At 62.1% G+C, this 24,541-nt stretch carries 17 protein-coding genes; 6 read left to right on the top strand and 11 right to left on the bottom strand.

The window, feature by feature from the left end:
- Positions 1 to 114 precede the first annotated feature (114 nt).
- From OKW98_RS16130 to OKW98_RS16095, 8 genes are all read right to left on the bottom strand, one after another.
- Positions 115 to 1,298 (bottom strand): IS3 family transposase gene (locus OKW98_RS16130; protein ID WP_265385659.1). Its coding sequence is split into 2 segments (ribosomal slippage): positions 115 to 1,034 and positions 1,034 to 1,298, totalling 1,185 coding nucleotides; the frame shifts between segments, so codons are not numbered across the junction.
- Between the two features lie 747 nt (positions 1,299 to 2,045).
- A complete protein-coding gene (locus OKW98_RS16125) occupies positions 2,046 to 4,022 on the bottom strand; it encodes an acetyl/propionyl/methylcrotonyl-CoA carboxylase subunit alpha (protein ID WP_265385658.1) in 1,977 nt (658 codons plus the stop codon).
- Positions 4,022 to 4,861, bottom strand: a complete 840-nt coding sequence (locus OKW98_RS16120; protein WP_265385657.1) for a gamma-carboxygeranoyl-CoA hydratase — start codon at positions 4,859 to 4,861, stop codon at positions 4,022 to 4,024. The genes OKW98_RS16125 and OKW98_RS16120 overlap by 1 nt, the downstream gene beginning before the upstream one ends.
- A 17-nt stretch (positions 4,862 to 4,878) precedes the next feature.
- Positions 4,879 to 6,486, bottom strand: coding sequence for a carboxyl transferase domain-containing protein (locus OKW98_RS16115; RefSeq protein ID WP_265385656.1), 1,608 nt, complete (start codon positions 6,484 to 6,486; stop codon positions 4,879 to 4,881).
- Positions 6,487 to 6,502: 16 nt separating this feature from the next.
- Entirely contained in the window at positions 6,503 to 7,666 is a 1,164-nt protein-coding gene (locus OKW98_RS16110) for an isovaleryl-CoA dehydrogenase (protein ID WP_108119325.1), read from the bottom strand.
- 687 nt (positions 7,667 to 8,353) lie between these two features.
- On the bottom strand, positions 8,354 to 9,253 hold the full coding sequence (locus OKW98_RS16105; RefSeq protein WP_265385655.1) for a hydroxymethylglutaryl-CoA lyase: 900 nt from the start codon (positions 9,251 to 9,253) through the stop codon (positions 8,354 to 8,356).
- Between the two features lie 54 nt (positions 9,254 to 9,307).
- Positions 9,308 to 9,688, bottom strand: coding sequence for a MerR family transcriptional regulator (locus tag OKW98_RS16100; protein ID WP_265385654.1), 381 nt, complete (start codon positions 9,686 to 9,688; stop codon positions 9,308 to 9,310).
- Positions 9,689 to 10,466: 778 nt separating this feature from the next.
- Positions 10,467 to 11,414 carry a LysR family transcriptional regulator gene (locus OKW98_RS16095; protein ID WP_265385653.1) on the bottom strand — a complete coding sequence of 316 codons (948 nt, stop codon included), beginning with the start codon at positions 11,412 to 11,414 and terminating at the stop codon, positions 10,467 to 10,469.
- Between the two features lie 157 nt (positions 11,415 to 11,571).
- Between OKW98_RS16095 and OKW98_RS16090 the strand changes: the two genes are divergently transcribed.
- Positions 11,572 to 12,780, top strand: coding sequence for an acyl-CoA dehydrogenase (locus tag OKW98_RS16090; RefSeq protein ID WP_265385652.1), 1,209 nt, complete (start codon positions 11,572 to 11,574; stop codon positions 12,778 to 12,780).
- Positions 12,781 to 12,905: 125 nt separating this feature from the next.
- Here OKW98_RS16090 and OKW98_RS16085 read toward each other — a convergent pair whose 3' ends face one another.
- The gene (locus OKW98_RS16085) at positions 12,906 to 14,252 is read right to left on the bottom strand and encodes a phosphate ABC transporter substrate-binding/OmpA family protein (protein ID WP_265385651.1); all 1,347 of its coding nucleotides are present in this window, start codon (positions 14,250 to 14,252) and stop codon (positions 12,906 to 12,908) included.
- 255 nt (positions 14,253 to 14,507) lie between these two features.
- Positions 14,508 to 15,320, bottom strand: a complete 813-nt coding sequence (gene xthA / locus OKW98_RS16080) for an exodeoxyribonuclease III (RefSeq protein ID WP_265385650.1) — start codon at positions 15,318 to 15,320, stop codon at positions 14,508 to 14,510.
- Between the two features lie 221 nt (positions 15,321 to 15,541).
- On the opposite strand from xthA, the gene OKW98_RS16075 reads away from it, so the two are divergent.
- The 3 genes from OKW98_RS16075 to OKW98_RS16065 all read left to right on the top strand — a co-directional run bounded on the left by OKW98_RS16075 (position 15,542) and on the right by OKW98_RS16065 (position 21,678).
- Positions 15,542 to 16,192, top strand: a complete 651-nt coding sequence (locus tag OKW98_RS16075) for a GNAT family N-acetyltransferase (protein ID WP_265385649.1) — start codon at positions 15,542 to 15,544, stop codon at positions 16,190 to 16,192.
- A 66-nt stretch (positions 16,193 to 16,258) separates the two neighbouring features.
- Entirely contained in the window at positions 16,259 to 17,989 is a 1,731-nt protein-coding gene (locus tag OKW98_RS16070) for an autotransporter assembly complex protein TamA (protein WP_265385648.1), read from the top strand.
- 62 nt (positions 17,990 to 18,051) lie between these two features.
- On the top strand, positions 18,052 to 21,678 hold the full coding sequence (locus OKW98_RS16065) for a translocation/assembly module TamB domain-containing protein (protein ID WP_265385647.1): 3,627 nt from the start codon (positions 18,052 to 18,054) through the stop codon (positions 21,676 to 21,678).
- Between the two features lie 115 nt (positions 21,679 to 21,793).
- Here the strand turns inward: OKW98_RS16065 and OKW98_RS16060 are convergent, their stop codons facing one another.
- A complete protein-coding gene (locus OKW98_RS16060; protein ID WP_265385646.1) occupies positions 21,794 to 22,789 on the bottom strand; it encodes an aldo/keto reductase in 996 nt (331 codons plus the stop codon).
- A 126-nt stretch (positions 22,790 to 22,915) separates the two neighbouring features.
- Here OKW98_RS16060 and OKW98_RS16055 point away from each other — a divergent pair, with 126 nt between their 5' ends.
- Both OKW98_RS16055 and tpx read left to right on the top strand, forming a co-directional pair.
- A complete protein-coding gene (locus OKW98_RS16055; RefSeq protein ID WP_265385645.1) occupies positions 22,916 to 23,845 on the top strand; it encodes a LysR family transcriptional regulator in 930 nt (309 codons plus the stop codon).
- An 87-nt stretch (positions 23,846 to 23,932) separates the two neighbouring features.
- Positions 23,933 to 24,433, top strand: a complete 501-nt coding sequence (tpx, locus tag OKW98_RS16050; RefSeq protein WP_265385644.1) for a thiol peroxidase — start codon at positions 23,933 to 23,935, stop codon at positions 24,431 to 24,433.
- Positions 24,434 to 24,541: the final 108 nt, after the last annotated feature.

Below are 24,541 nucleotides of genomic sequence, written 5' to 3'. Positions count from 1 at the left end.
GAGGAGGCCGGTCAGGCCTCCTCTACATCTCACGGGATGAATCGTTTAGTAGGACCGGCTTCAGCCGGGAAGAGGCCGGCATTGCCACTCTTAATTTTGCGGTGTATGTAGTGGTCAACTAATTCCGGACACCTCGATAGGTGGTTTCGACGCCATCGTCCGTTCGTAAACGGTCGGTGGCAGGTACCCCAGTTTCGAGTGCAGCCGCTCGTTGTTGTAATACCCAACGATGTATTGAGTGATGTCGCGTATCGCTTCGCCATGGTTAGCGTAATTGCGCCGCCATACCCGCTCCATTTTCAGGCTCAGGAAGAAACGTTCCATCACCGCATTATCCCAGCAGTTACCTTTACGGCTCATGCTTTGCTGCATGGCGTGTCTGGCCAGCAGCGATCTGTAGAGTGCACTCGCATATTGGCTGCCGCGATCGGAGTGGGCGATCAGGCCAGGTGGAGGTTGACGCTGGGCGACGGCCATCTGCATCGCGCTGCACACCAGCTCTGCAGGCATGTTGGGGGCCATCGCCCAGCCCACCACCTTGCGTGAGAACAAGTCCAGTACGACGGCCAGGTAGAGCCAGCCGCTGCGCGTTCGGATGTAGGTAATGTCGGCGACCCAAGCGGTATTCATAGCCTGCGGCTCAAACTGACGGTTCAACACATTCTCGGCGATTGGCAGGTCATGCTTGCTGTCGGTCGTATGCACAAACTTGGGTTTCCACGCCGAGCGCAAACCGTTGGCTCGCATCAGTCGGCGGACTTTATAGAGGCCTATTTTCATGCCCTTGGCCCGCAGGGCCCTGGTCAATGGGCGGCTGCCGGAGCAGCCGTCGCTTGCGGCAAAAGCTGCCTTGAGCTGCGCGACGATGGGGCAACTGAGCCGAGCAGGCCTTTGTGCACGGTTCTGGGCTTCGTAAAACCCCGACCGACTGACGTTCAGCAAACGACAGACATGCGCCACCGGATAAGCCTTCTGTTGCAGTTGCCGAACCAGCCGATACGTCACTTCAGTTCGCGGGCAAAGAAGGCGGTAGCCTTTTTTAAGATGTCGTTGTCCGTCTTGAGCTGCCGGTTTTCCTGCTCCAACTGCCGAATGCGCTGCTGCTCAGCCGTCAGCGGATTTCCAATCCCGGCCTGGCCCAACTGCTCGGCGTCGTACTGGCGGATCCACCGTCGTACAGCCGTCTCACCGAGATTCTGGTCCTGGCAAACCTGCGGAACGGTCAGGCCCTGATCCCTGACCATCTTCACGACTTCCAATTTGTAGCTGTCATCAAACCTGTTGCGTTTTCTGGTCATGAAAAACTCCTCGATAAATGTATTTTCCACTTATCGAGGTGTCCGGGGAAATTAGACCACTGCAGTAATTACGGACGTCTTCCCGGCTAAAGCCGGTCCTACATTCGTGTTCACGCTGGATCTCATTGCATGCCCGCCATGCGTGGGTGAAACCACACACAATCTCACTGACTGCACGCGATGCTTTTAGTGGGACCGGCTTCAGCCGGCAAAGGGCCAATGTGAACACCATCAATTTCGCGGTGCAACGACTGCCGCTTTCCCGGCTAAAGCCGGTCCTACAATTCGAGTTCAAGCCCAATCTCACTGGCTGCACGCGATGCTTTTAGTGGGACCGGCTTTAGCCGGGAAAGGACCAATGTGAACACCATCAATTTCGCGGTGCAACGACTGCCGCTTTCCCGGCTAAAGCCGGTCCTACAATTCGAGTTCACGCCCAATCTCACTGGCTGCACGCGATGCTTTTAGTGGGACCGGCTTCAGCCGGGAATAGGCCAGTTTTTACACCATCAATTTCGCGGAGTGATGACTGCCGCTTTCCCGGCTAAAGCCGGTCCTACAATTCGAGTTCACGCCCAATCTCACTGGCTGCACGCGATGCTTTTAGTGGGACCGGCTTCAGCCGGGAATAGGCCAGTTTTTACACCATCAATTTCGCGGTGTGACCACTGCCGCTTTCCCGGCTAAAGCCAGTCCTACATAACTGCGGTCAGTCAGCAGCCATAGCTGCAGCCAGCCAGCGGCAGGTCACTCGCCGTCTGCCAGAGCGGCCAGCGCCACCAACACCATCCCTTCCTTGACCATTTCGCCTTCGCCGCAATACAGCGCTGCAACGGTGCCCGCAGTGTTCGCGCGGATGCTGTGTTCCATTTTCATCGCTTCCAGTACTACCAGCGGTGTGCCGACTTGCACCTGTTCGCCCTCACTGACCAACACCCGAACGATGCTGCCGTTCATGGGCGCGGTGAGGCCGCCTTGCTGGCCGAGGCTTGCATCCACGTTGGCAATCGGGTCAACCGGGCGGATCGCGTGCAGGTCGCCCTGCCAGCGCAGGTACAAGGTGTCAGCCCGACGGATCGCAATTGTCTGGTGACGCACGCCGTCCTGATCGATCAGCAAGTGCTCGCCGTTCAGCCGAACGCCGTGCTGCGAATCACCGCGCAGCACGATGTTTCGGCTCTGCGTGCCACAGGCCAAATGCAACGTCACTTCGCCAGGGCCGCCAAGGCGCAGCCCGGTGCGGGTCGACCAGGGCGAATGGGCGTCGTCGGTTCTGACCGTCACTGGCGCAGTGCTCAGGTAAGCCTGCGCCGCGAGCTGCCAGAACGCCTCCGTTAAGCCCTCGGCCGGCGGGAGCAGATCGTGCTGATAACGAGGGATGAACCCGGTGTCCAGCTCCGCTTCGGCGAAGGCCGGGTGCGCGACAATGCGCCGCAAAAAACCCAGGTTGGTGCGCAAACCGCCGATGGCGAATTCATCCAGCATCGCCAGCAATCGCAAGCGCGCTTCTTCACGGGTCTGGCCCCAGGCGATCAGTTTGCCGAGCATCGGATCGTAGAACGGCGAAACTTCGTCGCCTTCTGCCACGCCGCTGTCAACGCGACGTCCCGGCCCCGCAGAGGATTCGCGATACAACGTAAGTGTCCCGGTAGCGGGCAAAAAGTCGTTCGCCGGATCTTCCGCATACAGCCGCACCTCAATCGCGTGGCCGTTCAGCGGCACCTCGGCCTGGGTGATCGGCAGCGGCTCGCCCTGGGCCACGCGAATCTGCCAGGCCACCAGGTCCAGCCCGGTAATCGCCTCGGTCACCGGGTGCTCGACCTGCAAACGCGTGTTCATTTCCATGAAGAAGAAATCGCCCCGGGCGTCCAGCAGAAACTCTACCGTACCGGCGCCGACGTAATTGATCGCCTGGGCCGCGCGCACCGCTGCTTCGCCCATGGCCTGACGCATCTGCGGCGTCAGGCCCGGCGCCGGAGCTTCTTCAACGACCTTCTGGTGACGGCGCTGAATCGAGCAGTCGCGCTCGTTGAGGTACAGGCAGTGGCCGTGCTGGTCGGCAAACACCTGAATCTCCACGTGGCGCGGCTTGAGCACGTACTTTTCGACGAGCATGCGCGAGTCGCCAAACGACGACTGCGCCTCACGTTGCGCCGAGGCCAGCGCTTCGGCCAGGTCCTCGTCGCGCTCGACCACCTTCATGCCCTTGCCGCCACCCCCGGCCGTGGCCTTGAGCAGCACCGGGTAGCCGATGCGGGCGGCGGCTTCGCGGAAGTTCGCGGCGTCCTGAGCGTCACCGTGATAGCCGGGCACCAGCGGCACGCCAGCGGTTTCCATCAGCGACTTGGCCGCCGATTTGCTGCCCATGGCGTCAATGGCCGAGGCGGGCGGGCCGAGGAAAATCAGGCCGGCCTGTTCCACCGCGCGGGCAAAGCCTGCGTTTTCCGAGAGAAACCCATAGCCGGGGTGAATGGCCTGGGCACCACTGGCCTTGGCGGCCTCTATCAGCTTGTCGATTTGCAGATAGCTTTCGCTGGCCTTGCTGCCACCCAGATTCACCGCGATGTCCGCCTCACGGACGTGCCGCGCGCTGCTGTCGGTGGCGCTGTGCACGGCGACGGTGGTCAGGCCCATGGCCTTCGCCGTGCGCATGACCCGGCAGGCGATTTCGCCGCGGTTGGCGATCAGCACCGAATTCAGCGGTGGTGTGTGCGGGACGCTCATCAGTGCGACTCTCCTTGTGGGGTGCGCGTGGCTTGTGGCGTGTCCGGATCGCCGCGCCAGGCCGGTTCGCGCTTTTGCAGAAACGCGCGCAGACCTTCCTGACCTTCGGCGCTGACGCGAATGCGCGCGATGGCGTTCTCGCAATAGCGGCGCAGGGCAGGGGTCAGCTCGCCGTCGGCGACTTCGCGCAGCAGGTCTTTGCTGACGCGCATGGCCTGGGGGCTGTTGAGCAACAGGTTGGCGATCCAGTGTTCCAGTTGCTGTTCCAGCTCGGCGGCGGGGTAACACTCGGCCAACAGGCCGATTTCCCGCGCCCGGCTGCCGTCGAAGCGTTCGGCGGTCAACGCATAGCGGCGCGCATGACGCTCGCCGATGGCCTGCACCACGAACGGGCTGATAACCGCCGGAGCAAGGCCGATCTTCACTTCCGAGAGGCAGAACTGCGCGTCTTCAGCGCCGATGGCCATGTCGCAGCAACTGATCAGGCCCAGGGCGCCGCCATAGGCCGCGCCTTGCACCACGGCCAGGGTCGGCGCCTTGAACTTGGCGAGGTTGTACATCAACTCGCCCAGCTCGCGGGCGTCGCCCAGGTTGGTGTTGTAGTCGAGGTTGGCCGACTCCTGCATCCAGGCCAGATCGGCGCCGGCGCTGAAGTGCCGGCCGCGTCCGCGCAACAGCAGGAAGCGCAAGCTGTCGTCCTTCTGTAGCTGATCCAAGGCGATGATCAGCTCGCGAATCATCTGCGCGTTGAAGGCGTTGTTTTTCTCCGGCCGGTTGAGCCAGAGCGTGGCGAACCCTCGTGGGTCGAGGGCGATGTCGAGGGTGGCGAAATCATTCATGGGGCGATTCTCTCGGGTCACATCCGGAACACGCCGAAGCGGGTCGGTTCGATGGCGGCGTTGAGCGAGGCGCTGATGGCCAGGGCTAGAATGTCGCGGGTCTGCGCGGGGTCGATGACGCCGTCGTCCCACAGTCGCGCGCTGGAATACCAGGGATGGCCCTGATGCTCGTACTGATCGAGGATCGGCTGGCGCAAGGCGTTTTCTTCCTCGGCGCTGAAGGTCTGGCCGCTGCGTTCGGCCTGTTCTCGCTTGACCTGCACCAGCACACCGGCGGCCTGTTCGCCGCCCATGACGCCGATCCGCGCGTTGGGCCACATCCACAGAAAGCGCGGGTCATAGGCGCGGCCGCACATGCCGTAGTTGCCCGCGCCAAAGCTGCCGCCGATGATCACCGTGAACTTCGGCACTCTGGCGCAAGCGACCGCAGTAACGAGCTTGGCGCCGTGCTTGGCGATGCCGCCGGCCTCGTACTTCTGGCCGACCATGAAACCGGTGATGTTTTGCAGGAACAACAGCGGAATACCGCGCTGGCACGCCAGTTCGATGAAGTGCGCGCCTTTTTGCGCGGCTTCGGCGAAGAGGATGCCGTTATTGCCGAGAATGGCGATCGGGTAGCCGTGCAGATGAGCAAAGCCGCAGACCAGCGTGGTGCCGAACAGCGCCTTGAATTCATCGAACACCGAACTGTCGACCAGTCGCGCGATGACTTCGCGCACGTCGAACGGCTGCTTGGCGTCTGCGGGAATCACGCCGTACAACTCGTCGTCGGGGTAAAGCGGGCCGAGGGGCGCGCGGGTCTGCAACTGGCCGAGCTTGCGCCAGTTCAGGTTGGCCACACAGCGGCGTGCCAGCGCCAGTGCGTGGTCATCGCTGTCGGCATAATGATCGGCCACCCCGGAAATTTTGCAGTGCACGTCGGCACCGCCGAGGTCTTCGGCGCTGACCACTTCGCCGGTGGCGGCTTTCACCAACGGCGGCCCGGCAAGGAAGATCGTCGCTTGCTCGCGGACCATGATGGTTTCGTCCGCCATGGCCGGCACATAGGCGCCGCCGGCGGTGCAGGAGCCCATGACCAACGCGATCTGCGCGATGCCCTCGGCGCTCATATTGGCCTGATTGAAGAAGATCCTGCCGAAGTGCTCGCGGTCCGGAAACACCTCGTCCTGGCGCGGCAGGTTGGCGCCGCCGGAGTCCACCAGGTAGATGCACGGCAGGCGATTCTGCTGGGCGATGGTCTGGGCGCGCAGGTGTTTTTTCACGGTCAACGGGTAATACGTGCCGCCCTTCACCGTCGCGTCGTTGGCGATGATCATGCATTCGACGCCTTCAACCCGACCGATCCCGGCGATCAGCCCCGCAGCCGGCACGTCTTCGCCGTACATGTCATGGGCGGCGAGCTGGCTGAGTTCGAGGAACGGCGAGCCAAGGTCGAGCAGGCGATTGATTCGCTCCCGGGGCAGCACTTTGCCCCGGGAGGTGTGGCGTTCCTGCGCCTTGGCACCGCCGCCGCGCTGGACGTGGTCGAGCAGGCTGTGCAGCGCGTCGAGTTGCTTGCGCATGGCGTCGCTGTTGGCGGCGAATTCCGGCGAGCGCGGGTTGATCTGGGTGTGCAGAGTGGTCATGGGGCCTCCGGCGCTGTCAGCGGGTTTCGTTGAACAGCTCACGCCCGATCAGCATGCGGCGGATCTCGCTGGTGCCGGCGCCGATCTCGTAGAGCTTGGCGTCGCGCAGCAGTCGTCCGGCCGGGAATTCATTGATGTAGCCGTTGCCGCCGAGAATCTGGATGGTGTCCAGGCCGAACTGGGTCGCCCGTTCGGCGGTGTAGAGGATTACCCCGGCGGCGTCCTTGCGCGTGGTCTCGCCGCGTTCGCAGGCTTGGGCCACCGCGTAAAGGTAGGCGCGGCTGGCGTTGAGCTGGGTGTACATGTCGGCGACCTTGCCCTGAATCAGCTGAAACTCGCCGATGCTCTGGCCGAACTGTTTGCGGTCGTGAATGTACGGCAACACCACGTCCATGCACGCCTGCATGATCCCGACCGGCCCGCCCGAGAGCACGACGCGCTCGTAATCCAGGCCGCTCATCAGCACCTTCACGCCACCGTTGAGCGCGCCGAGCAGGTTTTCTTCCGGCACCTCCACGTCATCGAAGAACAGCTCGCAGGTGTTGGAGCCGCGCATGCCGAGCTTGTCGAACTTGTTGCCGCGGGAGAAGCCGTGCCAATCGCGCTCGACGATGAACGCGCTGATGCCGTGGGCGCCTTTTTCCAGGTCGGTCTTGGCGTAGATCACGTAGGTGTTGGCGTCAGGACCGTTGGTGATCCAGGTCTTGCTGCCGTTGAGCACGAAACGGTCACCGCGTCGGTCAGCGCGCAGCTTCATCGACACCACGTCGGAGCCTGCGTTGGGTTCGCTCATGGCCAGGGCGCCAACGTGCTCGCCGCTGATCAGTTTGGGCAGGTAGCGGGCTTTCTGTTCGGGCGTGCCGTTGCGGTTGATCTGGTTGACGCAGAGATTGGAATGGGCGCCGTAGGACAGGGCCGCAGAGGCAGAGCCCCGGCTGATTTCTTCCATGGCGATCACGTGGGCGAGGTAACCGAGGCCCGCGCCGCCGTACTCCTCATCGACGGTTATGCCCAAAAGGCCCATGTCGCCGAACTTGCGCCACATGTCAGCAGGAAAGAGGTTGTCCTTGTCGATCTGGGCAGCGCGCGGGGCGAGTTCAGCGGCCACGAAGGCGCGCACCTGGTCGCGCAGCATGTCGAGGGTTTCGCCAAGGCCGAAGTTGAGCGTGGGGTAATTCATGGACTGCATCCCGTGTTGTTATTGGAGGGCTGTCAGGGGGTAAGAATGGGTGTAACCTTTACGTTAACGTAAGCCTGCAGTCATGGAGATGTCAACGGGGATGAATGGCTGCCGCGGGAATAACTGAAGGGAGAGGTTTACGAATGCCGGATAGCACGAAGGGGAGCCTGGGCTCCCCTTCAATTTCGACTGCATGCTCTTTTTTATTATTAGGTAGCCTGTTTTTGTTTTTGGCGACCAGCCTTTTTTGCTTTTCTGAGCGACCCCCAAACGGGGCCAAGAGCAAACGTATTTTTTTGAGCGCTGATCCGCTTCGATCTTTCGATCCGACTTGTCTGGTAGCTGCCTAAGCGCAGTCTTGTTGTTCTCAGTCCGGTCGTGAGGCCAGAGCCTCAAATAAAGCGATCCACTCCAAAAAAATCAGTTAGCTGCGTCTCTGTCCGTGTTGTTCTTGTTATGTCAGAGCCGATACGTCTTGTTTTTATTGGGTTATTGCATTTGTTATTTTTGTTGTACGTAAGACATAGCAGAAGCCATGCCAACTTTTCGGAGTTCCCGGATTCCGGGGCTTTGAGGATTTCACCGCCCTGGATTCACTGCTGAATCTGTGGCCAGGTGTTTCCGTGTTACCCGTTTCCCTGAACGCGATGGCGGGCAGGGTAACACTGTGTGACAACTTGTCGCACGTCAGGCCGACAGACGTGCCTTTGCCACGCGCGAGCCGTTTGCCCGACCCAGCGTGTCGCTGATGCGTTGGCCGGCTGCGATCAGCTTGTCCAGATCGATACCGGTCTCGATGCCGAGGCCGTTCAGCAGGTAAACCACGTCCTCGCTGGCCACGTTGCCGGTCGCGCCTTTGGCGTAAGGGCAGCCGCCGAGGCCGGCCACGGAACTGTCGAATACCTGAATGCCTTCGAGCAGGCTGGCGTAGAGGTTGGCCAGCGCCTGGCCGTAGGTGTCGTGGAAATGCCCGGCCAGCTTGCCGCGCGGGATCTGCCCGGCCACCACGTCGAACAGCGTGCGAGTGGCGCCCGGCGTGCCGGTGCCGATGGTATCGCCGAGGGACACCTCGTAGCAGCCCATGGCATACAGCTCGTTGGCGACCGCCGCCACTTGCTTCGGCGCGATCTCACCTTCATAGGGGCAACCCAGCACGCAGGACACGTAGCCGCGAACGCTGACGCCGTGCAGGCGCGCGGCTTCCATGATCGGCAGAAACCGGTCCAGGCTTTCGCTGATCGAGCAGTTGATGTTGCGTTGGGAGAACGACTCCGATGCGGCGGCGAACACGGCGATTTCCTTCACTCCGGCCGCCAGCGCGTCTTCGAACCCGCGCAGGTTGGGCGCCAGGGCGGCGTAGGTCACGCCGTCCTTGCGGTGGATGCCGGCGAACAGTTCAGCGGAGCCGGCCATCTGCGGCACCCATTTCGGCGAGACGAAACTGCCCGCTTCGATGTAGCTGACGCCCGCGTCGGCCAGATCATGCACCAGCTGCAGTTTGTCGCCGACGCTGACCGGGCGGGGTTCATTCTGCAGGCCATCCCGAGGGCCGACTTCAACCAGACGCACACGTTGAGGGAGAGACATATCGGCATCGTTCCTGAGAGGTTTGGCTTTAAGTTGTCGCGCTATCGGTTTGAATCAGATCGATATTTCCAGCGCGGCTTTGCAGCGTTCTTCAGCTGAATCGAGCTCCAGCTGCATCTGCTGGATGTCCAGAAGCTGCTGATCCAGCTGGGCGCGACGCTCGGCGATCTTCTCCAGCATGGTGCTCAGTTGCTTGTGGTTGCCGCCGGCGGGGTCGTACAGGCCGATGAGGTCGCGGCACTCGGCCAGGGAAAAGCCGATGCGCTTGCCGCGAAGGATGAGCTTGAGGGTGACCTTGTCACGGGCCGAATACACACGTTCCAGCCCGCGCCGTTCGGGGGTCAGCATGCCTTGTTCTTCGTAGAAGCGGATGGTGCGGGTGGTGATGTCCAACTCGCGGGCAAGGTCGGAAATGCTGTAGGTGGTGGCGGTCATGGCAGTGCTCGATACGGAAGGCCTGGGCGTAACGTAAGTGGGGCTTTACGTTAACGTCAAGGGGCGCTGTCAAACACTCCAGCAACGCATTCCCGTAGTGGGACCGCATTTTGATAGTAGGACCGGCTTCAGCCGGGAAGGCGTCGGCGGCAGCACCTCAAAATTGATGGTGTTCATACGGGCCTCTTCCCGGCTAAAGCCGGTCCCACTAAAAGACCGCGTGCACCCGATGTTACTGGCTGGAACATCAAATCGTAGGACCGGCTTCAGCCGGGAAGGCGTCGGCGGCAGCACCTCAAAATTGATGGTGTTCATACGGGCCTCTCCCCGGCCAAATCCGGTCCTACAAAGACCGCGTGCACCCGATGTTACTGGCTGGAACATCAAATCGTAGGACCGGCTTCAGCCGGGAAGGCGTCGGCGGCAGCACCTCAAAATTGATGGTGTTCATACGGGCCTCTTCCCGGCCAAATCCGGTCCTACAAAGACCGCGTGCACCCGATGTTACTGGCTGGAACATCAAATCGTAGGACCGGCTTCAGCCGGGAAGGCGTCGGCGGCAGCACCTCAAAATTGATGGTGTTCATACGGGCCTCTCCCCGGCTAAAGCCGATCCTACAAAGACCGCGTGCACCCGATGTTACTGGCTGGAACATCAAATCGTAGGACCGGCTTCAGCCGGGAAGGCGTCGGCGGCAGCACCTCAAAATTGATGGTGTTCACGGGCCTCTTCCCGGCTAAAGCCGATCCTACAAAGACCGCATGCGCTGCTGGACGCTTATTTCACCGCTGCTTCAAGGGTCTTGCCCAGCTTGCGTTCCTGCGCAGTCACCAACTGACAAAGCTCGATGATCTGCTCGCGCATCCAGCGGTTTGCCGGGTCCTGGTCGGTGCTTTCGTGCCAGTACAGGTGCGTCTCCACGGTCGGCACGTCGTTTACCGGCAGATAAACGAAATGCAGGTCATTGCGCCGGGCGAAGCGCTCGGGAACGGTCATCACCATGTCGGTTTGCTGCAGGACTTGCGAGGCCATCAGGTAGTGCTGCGAACGCAACGCGACCTTGCGCTGAATGCCCATTTTCCCCAAGGCCAGATCCACGTAACCCAAACCACTGCGCCGGCTGGAAATGTGAATGTGCGCGACGCCAAGATAGTCATCCAGGCTGATGGCCGCCTTGTTCGCCAGCGGGTGGCCCCGGCGCATGGCGCACACGTAGCGGTCTTCCATCAGCTTGACGTGGCGCACCTGCGGGTCGGTGTTCAGCGGTGCATCCACAGCAAAATCCAGCCGTCCCGCCGCGAGTTCCTTGGTGGTTTCCCGGCGCTTGGACAGAAAGCTCTCGATGGTCACGGCAGGCGCCAGACGCCGCAGCCGCTGGAACAGCGCCGGCAGAATCACCGCTTCGGTGAGGTCGGTCATGCTGATGCGGTAATTCTTGTTGGCCTGCAGCGGATTGAAAATCCTGCTCTCCTGCACAGACACCCGCAGCAGCGACAGGGCGTTGCGCACCGGGCCGATGATGTTCTGCGCCATCGGCGTGGGCACCATGCCCTGGGCAGTGCGCACGAACAGCGGGTCGTTGAAGGTTTCGCGCAGGCGTGCCAGGGCATTGGACACGGCGGGCTGGGTGATGCCGACGATCTGACCGGCGCGGGTCAGGTTGGCTTCGGTGTAGATGGCGTCAAACACAATAAAGAGGTTGAGATCGACCTTGCTCAGGTTCATTGCTGTGCGCCTCGTGCAGTTCTTGTTGTTTGGAATGCGCCGAATCATATATCGGTTATGAATGTTTATACACGCCGAGAATAGGTTAGATAAATGGGGGGCGCTGTTCTAGCATCGGAGCACGACCTGACAACACCTCATAGAAGGCAGCAGCCCCATGGATTTCGCTTACTCCCCCAAGGTTCAGGCACTGCGCGAGCGCGTGACGGCGTTCATGGACACTTACGTGTACCCGGCCGAGCCGGTGTTCGAGCGTCAAGTGGCCGAAGGCGACCGCTGGCAGCCGACGGCGATCATGGAGGAACTCAAGGCGAAGGCAAAAGCCGAGGGGCTATGGAACCTGTTTCTGCCGGAATCCGAACTCGGCGCAGGGCTGTCGAACCTCGAATACGCGCCGCTGGCGGAGATCATGGGCCGCTCGCTGCTGGGCCCGGAGCCGTTCAACTGCTCGGCGCCGGACACCGGCAACATGGAAGTGCTGGTGCGCTACGCCAGTGACGCGCAGAAGCAGCAGTGGCTCGAACCCTTGCTGCGCGGCGAGATTCGCTCGGCCTTCGCCATGACCGAACCCGACGTGGCGTCTTCGGATGCCACCAACATGGCCGCAACAGCGGTGCGCGATGGCGATGAGTGGGTCATCAATGGCCGTAAATGGTGGACCTCCGGCGCCTGTGACCCGCGCTGCAAAATCATGATCTTCATGGGCTTGAGCAACCCGGACGGCCCGCGTCACCAGCAGCACTCGATGATTCTGGTGCCGACTGACGCGGCCGGGGTGAAGATCGTCCGTCCGCTGCCGGTGTTCGGCTACGACGACGCGCCCCATGGCCACGCCGAAGTGCTGTTCGAAAACGTCCGCGTGCCCTATGAAAACGTCCTGTTGGGTGAAGGACGCGGCTTCGAAATCGCCCAGGGCCGCCTCGGCCCGGGCAGGATTCACCACTGCATGCGCTCGGTCGGCATGGCGGAGCGGGCGCTGGAACTGATGTGCAAACGCTCGGTGCAGCGCACGGCGTTCGGTCGCCCGCTGGCACGACTGGGCGGCAACATCGACAAGATCGCCGACTCGCGCATGGAAATCGACATGGCCCGCCTGCTGACGCTAAAGGCCGCCTACATGATGGACACCGTGGGCAACAAGGTGGCGAGAAGCGAGATCGCGCAGATCAAGGTGGTCGCACCGAACGTCGCCCTGCGGGTGATCGACCGGGCCATCCAGATGCACGGCGGAGCGGGGGTCTCCGGTGACTTCCCGCTGGCTTACATGTACGCCATGCAGCGCACGCTGCGCCTGGCCGACGGCCCTGACGAAGTCCACCGCGCGGCAATCGGGAAGTTCGAAGTCGGCAAGTACGCAAATCTGTAGGAGCCGGCTTGCTGGCGAACCCGGTCAATCAGCGATGAACGTGTCGACTGACCCAACGCGTTCGCCAGCAAGCCGGCTCCTACAGTATGTGCGTTCCGTGACCGGTATACAGCGGACTGAATCCCTCACTCCACCCAAACCTCGACGCGGCGATTCTTGATCCGGCCCTCATCGCCATCATTGGCCGCCACCGGCATTTCGTCGCCGAACCCGCGCACCTCATGCAGTACCACCTGCTGTTTCAGTAGCTCCCGGCGCACCGCCATGGCGCGCAGTTTTGACAGCAATTGCGCCCGCGCCGGATCGCTCTTGGCGTCGCCAAACCCTACCAGCGTGACCTTCTGGTCCAGCTTGTCATGGGCCTTCAGGTACTCGACCACGCGCTTGAGATCACGCATTGCCTTGGTGTCGAGGGTGGCGCTGCCCTGGGCGAAACGGAAATTGACCGACAGCCGTTCGGCCTCGCGCGCCAGATTCTGATACTCCAGCGGCATCTGCGCCGTCGCCCGTACCTTCACCGCCTGAACCGTCTGCGCCACAAAACCGTTCTGCGCCACGATGGACTGGCCCTGGGGACTCTGGGCGAACCGCACCAGCGCCTTGGCCCAGCGCTGCCTCGAGTCGGGCGGCAGGTAGAAATACAGGCGGCGCGACAGCGGATAATCTTCGGTGGCAATCAGGCTGACCGTGGGCAGCATCGGTTTTGACTCACCATCGATTATCGCCACGGCTTTGGCCTGCCGGACGTAGGGCAGGCCGATGAAACCGATGCCCTGGCGGTCCTGACTGACCTGATCGGACAGTTCCTCACTGGACTCGAACCGCCTGGCTTCCCTCGACAACGTCTTGCCGGCCTTGGCCAGCACCAGCTCGTTGAAGGTGTCGAAGGTGCCGGACTGCTGATCCCGCGCATACAAATGAATGGCGCCGGCCGGGCCGCCCAGTTGCTCCCAGTCGCGGATCTCTCCGGAGAAGATTTTCGCCAGTTGCGCCGTGCTCAGCTCCCGCAACGGGTTAGCAGGATGAAGAATCACCGCCACGCCGTCGATGGCGATCACCTGCTCGGCCTCATGACCGCGCAGCTCGCCCAAGGCAGCCAAATCGATGGCTTCGCTGTTCTTGATGGGCCGGGAGGATGCCGCCACATCGGCCAAGCCGTCCTTCAACGCTACGAAACCGGTGCTCGATCCGTGGGCCGCAATGTCGATGCTGACGTTCTGGCCTGACGGCAATTGCGCGCTAAGACGCAGCTCGTTGGGGTGCGCGCCGGGTTGCTCCTGGATCGACAATGCACCTTGCTGCACCAGCAAGCCTTTGACCAGCGCTGGCCCCAACTGCGCGCCAATCGTATTCGAACCCTGAATGCGCAAGGCCGGCGAGCCGTCAGTCGGCACGGGCAGGGCAGCCGCGTTCGCGAGTGTTGCGACCGGGAGCACTGAAGAGAGCACAAGGAGAACGAGGGTGCGCAGCATGTGCGGCATCTTTTTATGACTTGGAGTTGCCGGAGAATAAGACAACCCCATGACTGCCAGATGACAACTGGCATGCCGCACACTTTGTAGGAACCGGCTTGCTGGCGAACGCGGTCAGTCTGGCAGGGAGATGTCGAGTGACATCAGGTGTTCGCCAGCAAGCCGGCTCCTTGGATGGCGGCATTGGCGGGGCCAGCCAACGCAACTGACAGCGACGTCGCTACCGACGGCCAACACCGCGAGGGGCTGTCCTTATTACTCCAGCTCGAGCCAGATCGGCGCGTGGTCGGACGGTTTGTCCATAGACCGCAAATGGTAATCCACGCCCGCGGCCTTGATGCGTGGTTGCAGGCCGTGTGAGGCGAGGATCAGGTCGATGCGCAGGCCGCGCTTGGGTTCGTCTTCAAACCCGCGACTGCGGTAGTCGAACCAGCTGAACTGATCGACGACTTCCGGGTAAAGATGTCGGAAGCTGTCCACCAGGCCCCAATTCTTGAGTTTGCCGAGCCACTCGCGCTCTTCCGGGAGGAAACTGCACTTGCCGGTTTTCAGCCAGCGTTTGGCGTTGTCGGCGCCGATGCCGATGTCGCTATCCTCCGGGGAAATGTTGACGTCGCCCATGACGACCAGCGGCTGGTCATTGCTGAACCGCGTCTCCAGCAGATTCTGCAGGTCCGCGTAGAAGCGCAGCTTGGCCGGGAACTTGGTCGGGTGATCACGGCTTTCACCCTGTGGGAAATAGCCGTTCATGACCGTCACCGGATTGCCGTTGCGATCGGCGAACGTGCCCCAGATGAAGCGACGTTGGGCGTCTTCATCGTCGTTGTCGAAGCCCTTGTGAATCGACAGCGGCGGCTGACGCGAGAGCAGGGCGACGCCGTAGTGGCCTTTTTGGCCGTGGAAATGCACGTGGTACCCCAGCGCTTCGATATCGGCGTGGGGAAATTGCTCGTCGGAGACCTTGGTTTCCTGCAAGCCGATGACGTCGGGCTGATGCTTCTCGATCAACGCCGCCAGTTGATGCGGTCGGGCGCGAAGGCCGTTGATATTAAAAGACACAAGTTTCATGGGCGGCGGTCCTGGCAAAAACAAACGGCGATGCTAGCCGACCTGCCCGGCGACGGCCAGCGCCCGGTTCGCTGGCCAGTATTGCCGGCGGGGCGGACGCATTTCTGAATGGCGGCCATAACGTGGGAACTGCGCTGGCGGGCGGCGACTCGAAGCCTTGAAGACCACCACCCGAGCGCACCCGACGGGCCGCCCCGGGGCTCATCAAAAGGACGAACACCATGCCAGAACTGCCTAGCGAAACGGCGGAGATCCGTCAGCTCGACAGCGGCTACTCCCGCGAAACGCGCTCCCTGCTGTATCAGGCCTACCGTCAGGAGCCCAGTTTCGCCTACCTGTTCGAATCCGGCCGCTCCGGCTATGAGCATCGGGTCAAAGCGACCATCCGTGCGCTGGTCAAGCAGCATTTTCTTCAGGACATGCCGGCGTTGGGGCTGTTCGTCGCGGACCGTCTGGCCGGCGTTGCCCTGATTGCGCCACCGCAGCGGCGGCTGGGCATCACCGAAAGCTGGGCCTGGCGTATTCGGATGTTGGTGAGCACCGGCCTGCGCGGGACCCAGCGCTATCTGGAGTATTACCACGACGTGCTGGCCTGTGCGCCGTCGGAAGCGGTTCACGTGCTGCCGTTGTTCGGCGTCCACCCTGATTTTCAGGGCCAGCACTATGGTGAGCAGTTGCTCTTGGCGTTGCATGACTGGTGTGCGCAGGACAAGAACTCGAAAGGCATCGTCCTCGACACGGGAAATGGCCATTATCTGGATTTCTATAATCGACACGGTTACCAAGAAATCGGTGAAGTTGAAGTAGGACCCGTCCGAGAACGCATATTTTTCCACCCAAATCCCCAGGTTTCATTGGGTTCGGTGGCTTGAGCTGCACAAGCTTGTCAATTTCAGCGGGTTCCAGCAGCCCGCGTCGCTCGTGTAGCATTCGCGCCTATGAAGTTTCCCCATCGATACACCAGCGGCTTTCTCTTGATGTTGTCCAGCTGTGCGGCATTCGCCGATGCGCAGCTGGAGGTCCGGATCAAGCCGTCCAATGCCGCGCTCAAATCCAACATCGAAGGCTATGTGGGCAGCCTCGGCGAGCGCGACGAGCCGGCGCTCGAACGCTTCAGCGTGGGGGCCGTCGAGCAGGCGCAAAAGGCCGCTCAGGCCCTTGGCTATTATCAGGCGCAGATTCACAGCGAAGTCCGCCACGTCGACAACAACCTGCAACTGCTGCTGAAAGTCCAGGCCGGCGAGCCCGTCCACCTGCGCAACGTGTCTATCCGCGTGACCGGACAGGCCACCCAGCTCAAACGCTTCCGGGTGCCAGAGGGCGACGCCCTGAAACCCGGCGCGGTGCTCAATCATGGCGTCTACGAGGACGCCAAGCACCTGATCGAGACCCAGGCCGCGCGCTACGGCTTCTTCAATGGCCGGTTCGTGACCCAACGGCTTTCCGTGGATCCGCGCGCCGGTGTCGCCGACATCGAACTGGTCTACGACAGCGGGCCGCGTTTCTCCCTTGGCAAAGTGACGTTCAGTGGCGACGCGCCGTTCGATGAAGACCTGCTGCGGCGCATGGTGCCGTTCAAACAGGACACCCCTTACGACTCCGAACTGATCGCCGAACTCAATCAGGCCATGCAGTCCAGCGGCTATTTCGAAGGCGTGCGGGTCAACGCATCACCCACTGACGCCCAGGCTCAGGTCATTCCGGTCGACGTGCAGTTGCAGACCCGCAAGCCGCGGACCATGGGGCTGGGCGTCGGCTATTCCACCGACGTGGGGCCTCGGGTAAAAGCCAACTGGACCCGCCACTGGGTCAATCCCCAGGGTCACAGTTATGGCGCTGAAGCCGAAATCTCCGCCCCTCGGCAGAACGTCGGCCTGTTCTACGATATCCCGCTGGACCCGCCCCTGACCGACAAGCTGCGTTTCGCCGGCGGCTATCAATATGAAGAAATCGCCGACACCGACAGCCTCAGCAAACTGCTGACCGTCGGCCCTGAGTGGCACAGCAAACTGCCCAGCGGCTGGGAGCGGGTGATCTCGCTGAAATGGCAGCGCGAAGAATACCGACTGGGCAACGATGAAGGCCTCAGCACCTTGCTCATGCCCGGCGTCAGCTATTCGTACCTGCGTAGCGATAACCGCATCGACCCGCACAATGGCTACCGGCTGCAGTTCGATACCCAGGTCGCCAAAGAAGGGCTGGGCTCTGACGCCAACCTCGTGCACGGCACGGTCATGCTCAAAGGGCTGACCACCGTCGCGCAGAACCACCGGTTCCTCGGCCGGGTGCAGGTCGGCGGCAGTGCCACCAACGGCTACACATCGATCCCGCCATCGCTGCGTTTTTTTGCCGGTGGCGACCAGAGCGTGCGCGGCTATGACTATCAATCGCTGTCCCCGGAAAACTCCGACGGCGACAAGATCGGCGGCCGCTACATGATCGCCGGCAGCGCCGAGTACCAATATTCCATCGCCGAAAAATGGCGCGTGGCGGCGTTCGTCGATCAGGGCAACTCGTTCAATTCCCTGAACCTGCCGAGCCTCAAGACGGGCGTCGGCATTGGTGTGCGCTGGGTGTCTCCGGTCGGGCCCCTGCGCCTTGACCTCGCCCACGCACTGGATGAGGACGGCGGTATTCGTCTGCACTTCTCGATGGGACCTGAACTGTGACGAACAAGGCTTTGTTGAGACGCACAGCGGCCATAACGGCGATTACGCTGGTGTCGTTGATTATGTTGGTAGTGCTGACCGTGACCCTCCTGCTCGGTACGCAAAGCGGCAGCCGTTGGGCCCTCGGTCTTGTGCCGGGCCTGTCGGTCGAGGGGTTTTCCGGTCGTCTGGGCGGCGCATGGCAAGCGGACCATCTGGTCTGGCAGCAAGGCCAGAGCAAGGTCGAAGTGGATGCACCGGTATTTGACTGGTCCCCGGCGTGCCTGGCGCGCATGACCGTGTGCATCGACAACCTGCAAACGGGCGACATCAGTCTGCAATTCCCGCCCTCCAGCAACGAGGCGAGCAGCGGCCCGATCACGCTGCCGGATCTCAATCTGCCGCTGGCGCTACAGCTGGGTCGCGTACAGATCGGCAGTCTGCACCTGGACGGCACCGAACAGGTTCGCGACGTGCAACTGGCAGCGCACTGGACCGCTGAAGGGTTGAAGATCGACTCGCTGCACGCCGGTCGTGATGACATCGCGCTGGACCTGTCGGGCCTGCTCAAGCCCGAGGGCGACTGGCCGCTGACCGCAGAGGGGCAGTTGAAGCTGCCGGACGTCAGTGGTCAGCCGTTGTCGCTGGCGCTAAACATTAAAGGGGACCTGCTCAAGACGCTGACCCTCAACGCGCAGAGCAAGGGCTACATTGACGCTCATCTGGTGGGCGAGCTGCAGCCGTTGGTGGAAAACCTGCCGGCAAACATCGCCATCACCAGCGACGCGTTCAAACCCAGTGCCGATTTGCCAGACACGTTGCAGCTCAATCACCTGGCTCTCAACGCGAAGGGCGACCTTGCCCAGGGTTACGCCATCACCGGCAGCGCCAGCCTTCCCGCTGAAAAAGGCCCGGTGGCGCTGGCGTTGCAAGGCCGGGTCGACGCCAAGGGCGCTGACATCGCGGCGCTTGACCTGACCGCCAGTGACAACCAGCGCCTAAAGGCGAGCGGTAAACTGGACTGGCAACAGGGCCTGCGCGCCGACGCGAAGATCGACTGGCTGGATTTCCCCTGGCATCGCCTGTGCCCGCTGATCGACGAGCCCCAGGTCAGCGTGCATACGTTCACCGGGGAGGTGTCCTACACCGACGGCAAATACCTTGGCCATTTCGCTGGCGATTTCAAGGGCCCGGCCGGCCCGTTCACGTTGCAGAGCCCGTTCAGCGGGGATCTGCAGCAGATCTTCCTGCCCCAGCTTGAACTGGCAGCCGGGCAGGGCAAGGCCAGCGGTCACCTGAACCTGCAATTTGCCGACGGCATTGCCTGGGATACAGCGCTGGACCTCAGCGCCATCGATCCCGCTTACTGGGTCGCGGAATTGCCGGGCTCCCTGGCCGGTCCGTTGCGCAGCAAAGGCTCGATGCGCAACGAGCAACTGACGCTGAACGCCGATCTGGATCTGAAGGGGCGCCTGCGCGGCCAGCCTGCGGTACTTCAGGCCAAGGCAGATGGCGCCGACAACAAATGGAATCTCAACGCCCTGGACATGCGGCTGGGCGACAACCGGATTCAGGGCACGGGCAGCCTTCAGCAGAAAATCGCCGGCCAACTGGACATCAACCTCGCGCGACTGGGTCAACTGTGGCCCGGGCTTCAAGGGCAGATGAAAGGGCGCCTCGACGTCGCCGGCACGGTGCAGGCGCCTCAGGGACAACTGGCGTTGCAGGGCACTCAACTGGCTTTTCAGACCAACACGCTGCAAACCCTTACGCTGGCGGCCAAGCTCGACAACGCCCAGCGCGCGACGGTTGATCTGAAGACCACCGGCATTCAAGCCGGCGACACCGCACTGGGCGCCTTGAATGTGAACGGCCAGGGCGACATCAAGCGTCAGCAAGTCAAACTCGATCTTAAAGGGCCGCTGCTCAAACTGGCCCTCGCACTGGATGGCAATCTGGAAAAAGGCAACTGGCGCGGGCGTTTGGCCAGCGGCGACATCCAGAGCGGCGGGCAGGACTGGAAGCTGCAACAGCCGGCCAAACTGGAGCGCCTGGCCGACGGCAAGGTCAATTTCGGTGCCCATTGCTGGGTGTCGGGGCCTGCGAGTCTGTGTGGCGAAGATCAGCGTCTGATGCCTGAACCGCGCCTGCGCTACCACCTCAAGCGCTTCCCGCTGGAAAGCCTGGCGCAGTGGCTGCCCAAGGATTTCGCCTGGAAGGGCGCGTTGAATGCCGATATCCAGCTGGACGTTCCCGCCGCCGGCCCCAATGGTCAGGTGGTCATCGACGCCAGTGGCGGGACGCTGCGGGTCAAGGACAAGAATCAGTGGCTCGACTTCCCCTACGACACGCTGAAGCTGACCAGCAGCCTGACCCCGAAGAAGGTCGACACCAGCGTGGATTTTCGTGGCGGCAAGCTCGGTGAGTTGCTGGCCCGATTGAGCATCGACCCGATCGCCAGGAACAAACCCGTGACCGGTGACTTCACCCTCAGCGGCCTGGACGTGTCGGCCGCACGGCCCTTCGTGCCCATGGTGGAAAAGCTCAACGGCAAACTCAACGGCAGCGGGCGGATCTCGGGCAGCCTGCTGGCGCCCCAGGTCAACGGCAACGTGACGCTCAATGACGGCGAAGTCTCCGGTCCCGAATTGCCGGTGAGCCTTGAAAAACTCAACGTGCAGGCGCTGATTGCCGGCGAGCGCGTTGATCTGACCGGCAACTGGCGCAGCGGCCCGACGGGTCAGGGCAGCATTGGCGGGCATGTGGCCTGGGCCGATGCACTGGACGTCGACATGGCCCTGAAGGGCACGCACCTGCCGATCACCGTTGAGCCGTACGCCAAGCTGGAGGCGGCACCGGACCTGAAGATCACTTTGCAGGGCGACCGGCTCGCGGTGTCGGGCAAAGTCTTGATCCCAAAAGGCGAAATTACTGTGCGTCAGCTGCCGCCCTCGACCGTGAAAGTCTCCGATGACACGGTAATCGTCGGCCAGCAGACTAAACAGGGCAAAACCCCGCTGGCAATCGCCATGGACGTGAACGTCGAAGTGGGCCAGGAGACCCTGAGCTTCACCGGTTTCGGCTTGACCGCCAATCTCGTCGGCCACGTGCACATCGGCGACAACATGGACACCCGCGGCGAGTTGAATCTCAACGATGGCCGCTACCGCGCTTACGGCCAGCGCCTGACCATCCGCAAGGCGCGCCTGTTGTTCGCAGGGCCGGTTGACCAGCCGTATCTGGACATCGAAGCCATCCGCCAGACCGACGACGTGATTGCCGGCATTCGCCTGACCGGCAGTGCCGAACAACCGACCACCACAGTATTCTCCGAGCCGGCCATGAGCCAGGAACAGGCGCTGTCCTACCTGGTGCTGGGCCGTCCGCTGAGCACCAACGGTGAAGACAGCAACATGGTCGCCCAAGCGGCGCTGGCATTGGGCCTGGCCGGCGGTTCGTCGACGGCGGGCAAGCTGGCGTCCGGGCTGGGGATTCAGGATTTCGATCTGGACACCTCGGGCAGCGGCGACAAGACCGCCGTGGTCGCCAGCGGCAAGATCACCGACAAGCTCAGCCTGCGTTACGGCGTGGGGGTGTTTGAACCGGCCAATACGCTGACCTTGCGCTATCTGCTCAGCAAGAAGGTGTACCTGGAGGTCGCGGGCGGCGTGGCGAGTTCGCTGGACATCTTCTACAAGCGGGATTTTTGACCCGACGAGGCCAAAGGGAAGGGCACTGGCTTGCTGGCGGCGGAGCGTAGCCGCCAGCAAGCCGGGTATTGCGGGTCAGGCAGCGGTGATTGACGCGGCTACCGACTCACCCGCTTCACCCGTTGACCAGCTTCATCGCCGCATCGGGGTAACGGCCACCCGCGACGGCGTTAACCGGGAACAGGTCTTTCAACGCCTGCAACTCCGTCGCGTCGAGGGTCACGTCCAGGGCGGCGACGTTCTCTTCCAGGTATTTACGTTGTTTGGTGCCGGGAATCGGGATGACGTCATTGCCTTGGGCGAGCACCCAGGCCAGGGCCAGCTGGCCGGCGGTGATGCCTTTTTCTGCCGCCAGTTGCTCTACCTTCTGCACCAGCAGCAGGTTTGTGGCGAAGTTCTCGCCCTGAAATCTCGGGCTGCTGCGGCGATAGTCATCGGCGGCGAAGTCCTCCGGGTTTTTCAGGGCGCCGGTCAGAAAACCTCGTCCCAACGGGCTGTACGGAACGAACGCGATGCCCAGACGGCGGCAGGTCTCGAGCACGCCGTTTTCTTCCGGATCGCGGCTCCACAGTGAGTACTCGGTCTGCAACGCGGCAATGGGGTGAACCTTGTGCGCGCGCTCGAGGGTGCTGGCCGACGCTTCGCTCAAGCCGAGAAAACGCACCTTACCGGCCTTGACCAGCTCGGCCATGGCGCCAACGGACTCTTCGATCGCCACGCCAGGATCGATGCGGTGCTGGTAATACAGATCCAGGGTGTCGATTTTCAGGCGTCGCAGCGTGCCATCGATCGCCGTGCGGATGTACTCGGGACTGCCATTGACCCCGCGCGCGCCTGCATCGCCCGGCGTGCGCACGATGCCGAACTTGCTGGCGATAAATGCCTGGTCCCGCTTGCCGACCAGCGCCTTGCCCAACAGTTCTTCGTTGGTGTGCGGGCCGTACATGTCGGCGGTGTCGAGCAGGGTAACGCCCAGTTCCAGCGCTCGGTGAAGGGTGGCGATGGCTTCGTCGGGATTGCCGCCTGTCGTATAGAAGTCGGTCATGCCCATGCAGCCCAGGCCCAGGGCCGAGACCTGCGGTCCGTTTTTGCCAAGTTGACGCGTTTGCATGATGGATGCCTTGGTGATCAAGAGAACCACCATTCTTGCGCCTCGACAGCGTCGGGATAAACCGGCTAAAAGTGCTTTCACTATTGGTGATTTCTAAACAATCCTTCAGCGGACCCGTGACGAGCCATGGATAAATTCAATGCGATGCGGGCCTTCACGCGCATCGTCGAGCTGGGCGGTTTCGCCAGGGCCGCCGACAGCCTGCACCTGCCGCGCGCCTCGGTGACCATTCTGATCAAGCAACTGGAAGCGCAACTGGGCGTGCAATTGTTGATGCGCACCACGCGGCAGGTGACGCCCACGGCGGACGGTCAGGCCTATTACCAACGCTGCGTCCATGTACTGAACGAGCTGGAAGCAGCCGAATCGGTGTTCTCTTCGGTGGCCAAGGAGCCGGAAGGGGTGCTGCGCATCGACATGCCGTCGGGCATCGGCCGACTGATCATCATGCCGCTGTTGCCAGAGTTCACCGAACATTACCCCCGGCTGGAAATGGAGGTGGGCATGAACGATCGCCCGGTGGACTTGATCCGCGAGGGCTACGACTGTGTGATCCGTGGCGGGCAGCCCCTGGATCATTCGCTGGTGGCCCGACCCCTCGCGCAAATGCGCCAGGTGGTGTGCGCCAGCCCGGGCTATCTGCAACGCCGGGGCACGCCGCACAGCCTGACCGATTTGCAGCACCACCAGATCATCGAATACTTCTCGTCGACCACGAATAAGCGCTACGGGATCGAGTTCGTCATCGACGGCCTGACCCAGGCGCCGGACCTGCCGAAGGCCTTGGCGACCAACAGCGCCGATGGTTATCTGGCGGCATGCAGCGCAGGTTACGGGCTGGTGCAGACGCCGTATTACCACGTCGCCGAATTGCTGCGTCGTGGCGATCTGATCGAAGTGCTGGGCGACGTCGAGCAACCGCTGCTGCCCCTGACCGCCCTGTACCCGGCACACCGCCAGACGTCCCGGCGGGTGAGGGTATTCGTCGACTGGGTGGTGGAGGTCTGCTCGCGTCCGGGGCTGATGGACAAACCGGTAATGCACTGCGATTCCTGACAACAAAATCATTTCTGGCGGTAGGTTGCCACGGTTTTTCATGGTTAACTTCCGCCTTCGCATGCCACTCAAACAAGGACTCAGCTCATGCCACAAGTGACTCGTAGAGGCTCCCCGGTACAGATCAGCGGCGAACTGCCAACCGTCGGCAGCAAGGCGCCAGCCTTCACGCTGGTGGCGGGCGATCTGTCCGACGCCACCCTGGAAACCTTCGCCGGCAAGCGCAAGGTGCTGAACATCTTCCCGAGCGTCGACACACCGACCTGCGCAACCTCCATCCGCACCTTCAACGCCAAGGCCAACGAGCTGAACAACACCGTTGTGTTGTGCATCTCCGCCGACCTGCCGTTCGCCCAGGCGCGCTTCTGCGGTGCCGAAGGCCTGGAAAACGTGAAGAACCTGTCGACCATGCGCGGCGCGCAATTCATGCAGGACTACGGCGTTGCCATCGCCGACGGGCCGATGGTAGGCCTGACCACCCGTGCGGTGGTCGTGCTGGACGAAAACGACACGGTCCTGCACAGCGAGCTGGTACCGGAGATCGGGCAAGAACCGAACTACGACGCGGCCTTGGCTGTATTGAAGTAAGCTCGCAAAAGGCGTATTGCCATCATCGGACGGCAATACCCTGCAACAATCAGGCGGCCTGACACCCTCAGGCCGTTTTTTATTGGTACGTCAGCACGTTATCCAAAG

The organism is Pseudomonas sp. KU26590 (assembly GCF_026153515.1).
Lineage (GTDB): Bacteria > Pseudomonadota > Gammaproteobacteria > Pseudomonadales > Pseudomonadaceae > Aquipseudomonas.
The sequence above is the reverse complement of the archived record's forward strand: the minus strand, read 5'-3'. Positions and strand labels throughout refer to the sequence as shown.

Excerpts from the sequence above, each read along its gene's own strand:
- OKW98_RS16110 (WP_108119325.1), bottom strand. The coding sequence starts at position 7,666 with ATGAATTACCCCACGCTCAACTTCGGCCTTGGCGAAACCCTCGACATG.
- OKW98_RS16065 (WP_265385647.1), top strand. The coding sequence starts at position 18,052 with ATGTTGGTAGTGCTGACCGTGACCCTCCTGCTCGGTACGCAAAGCGGC.
- OKW98_RS16100 (WP_265385654.1), bottom strand. The coding sequence starts at position 9,688 with ATGACCGCCACCACCTACAGCATTTCCGACCTTGCCCGCGAGTTGGAC.
- xthA (WP_265385650.1), bottom strand. The coding sequence starts at position 15,320 with ATGAAACTTGTGTCTTTTAATATCAACGGCCTTCGCGCCCGACCGCAT.
- tpx (WP_265385644.1), top strand. The coding sequence starts at position 23,933 with ATGCCACAAGTGACTCGTAGAGGCTCCCCGGTACAGATCAGCGGCGAA.
- OKW98_RS16090 (WP_265385652.1), top strand. The coding sequence starts at position 11,572 with ATGGATTTCGCTTACTCCCCCAAGGTTCAGGCACTGCGCGAGCGCGTG.
- OKW98_RS16125 (WP_265385658.1), bottom strand. The coding sequence starts at position 4,022 with ATGAGCGTCCCGCACACACCACCGCTGAATTCGGTGCTGATCGCCAAC.
- OKW98_RS16075 (WP_265385649.1), top strand. The coding sequence starts at position 15,542 with ATGCCAGAACTGCCTAGCGAAACGGCGGAGATCCGTCAGCTCGACAGC.
- OKW98_RS16105 (WP_265385655.1), bottom strand. The coding sequence starts at position 9,253 with ATGTCTCTCCCTCAACGTGTGCGTCTGGTTGAAGTCGGCCCTCGGGAT.
- OKW98_RS16055 (WP_265385645.1), top strand. The coding sequence starts at position 22,916 with ATGGATAAATTCAATGCGATGCGGGCCTTCACGCGCATCGTCGAGCTG.
- OKW98_RS16120 (WP_265385657.1), bottom strand. The coding sequence starts at position 4,861 with ATGAATGATTTCGCCACCCTCGACATCGCCCTCGACCCACGAGGGTTC.
- OKW98_RS16060 (WP_265385646.1), bottom strand. The coding sequence starts at position 22,789 with ATGCAAACGCGTCAACTTGGCAAAAACGGACCGCAGGTCTCGGCCCTG.
- OKW98_RS16095 (WP_265385653.1), bottom strand. The coding sequence starts at position 11,414 with ATGAACCTGAGCAAGGTCGATCTCAACCTCTTTATTGTGTTTGACGCC.
- OKW98_RS16115 (WP_265385656.1), bottom strand. The coding sequence starts at position 6,486 with ATGACCACTCTGCACACCCAGATCAACCCGCGCTCGCCGGAATTCGCC.
- OKW98_RS16070 (WP_265385648.1), top strand. The coding sequence starts at position 16,259 with ATGAAGTTTCCCCATCGATACACCAGCGGCTTTCTCTTGATGTTGTCC.
- OKW98_RS16085 (WP_265385651.1), bottom strand. The coding sequence starts at position 14,252 with ATGCTGCGCACCCTCGTTCTCCTTGTGCTCTCTTCAGTGCTCCCGGTC.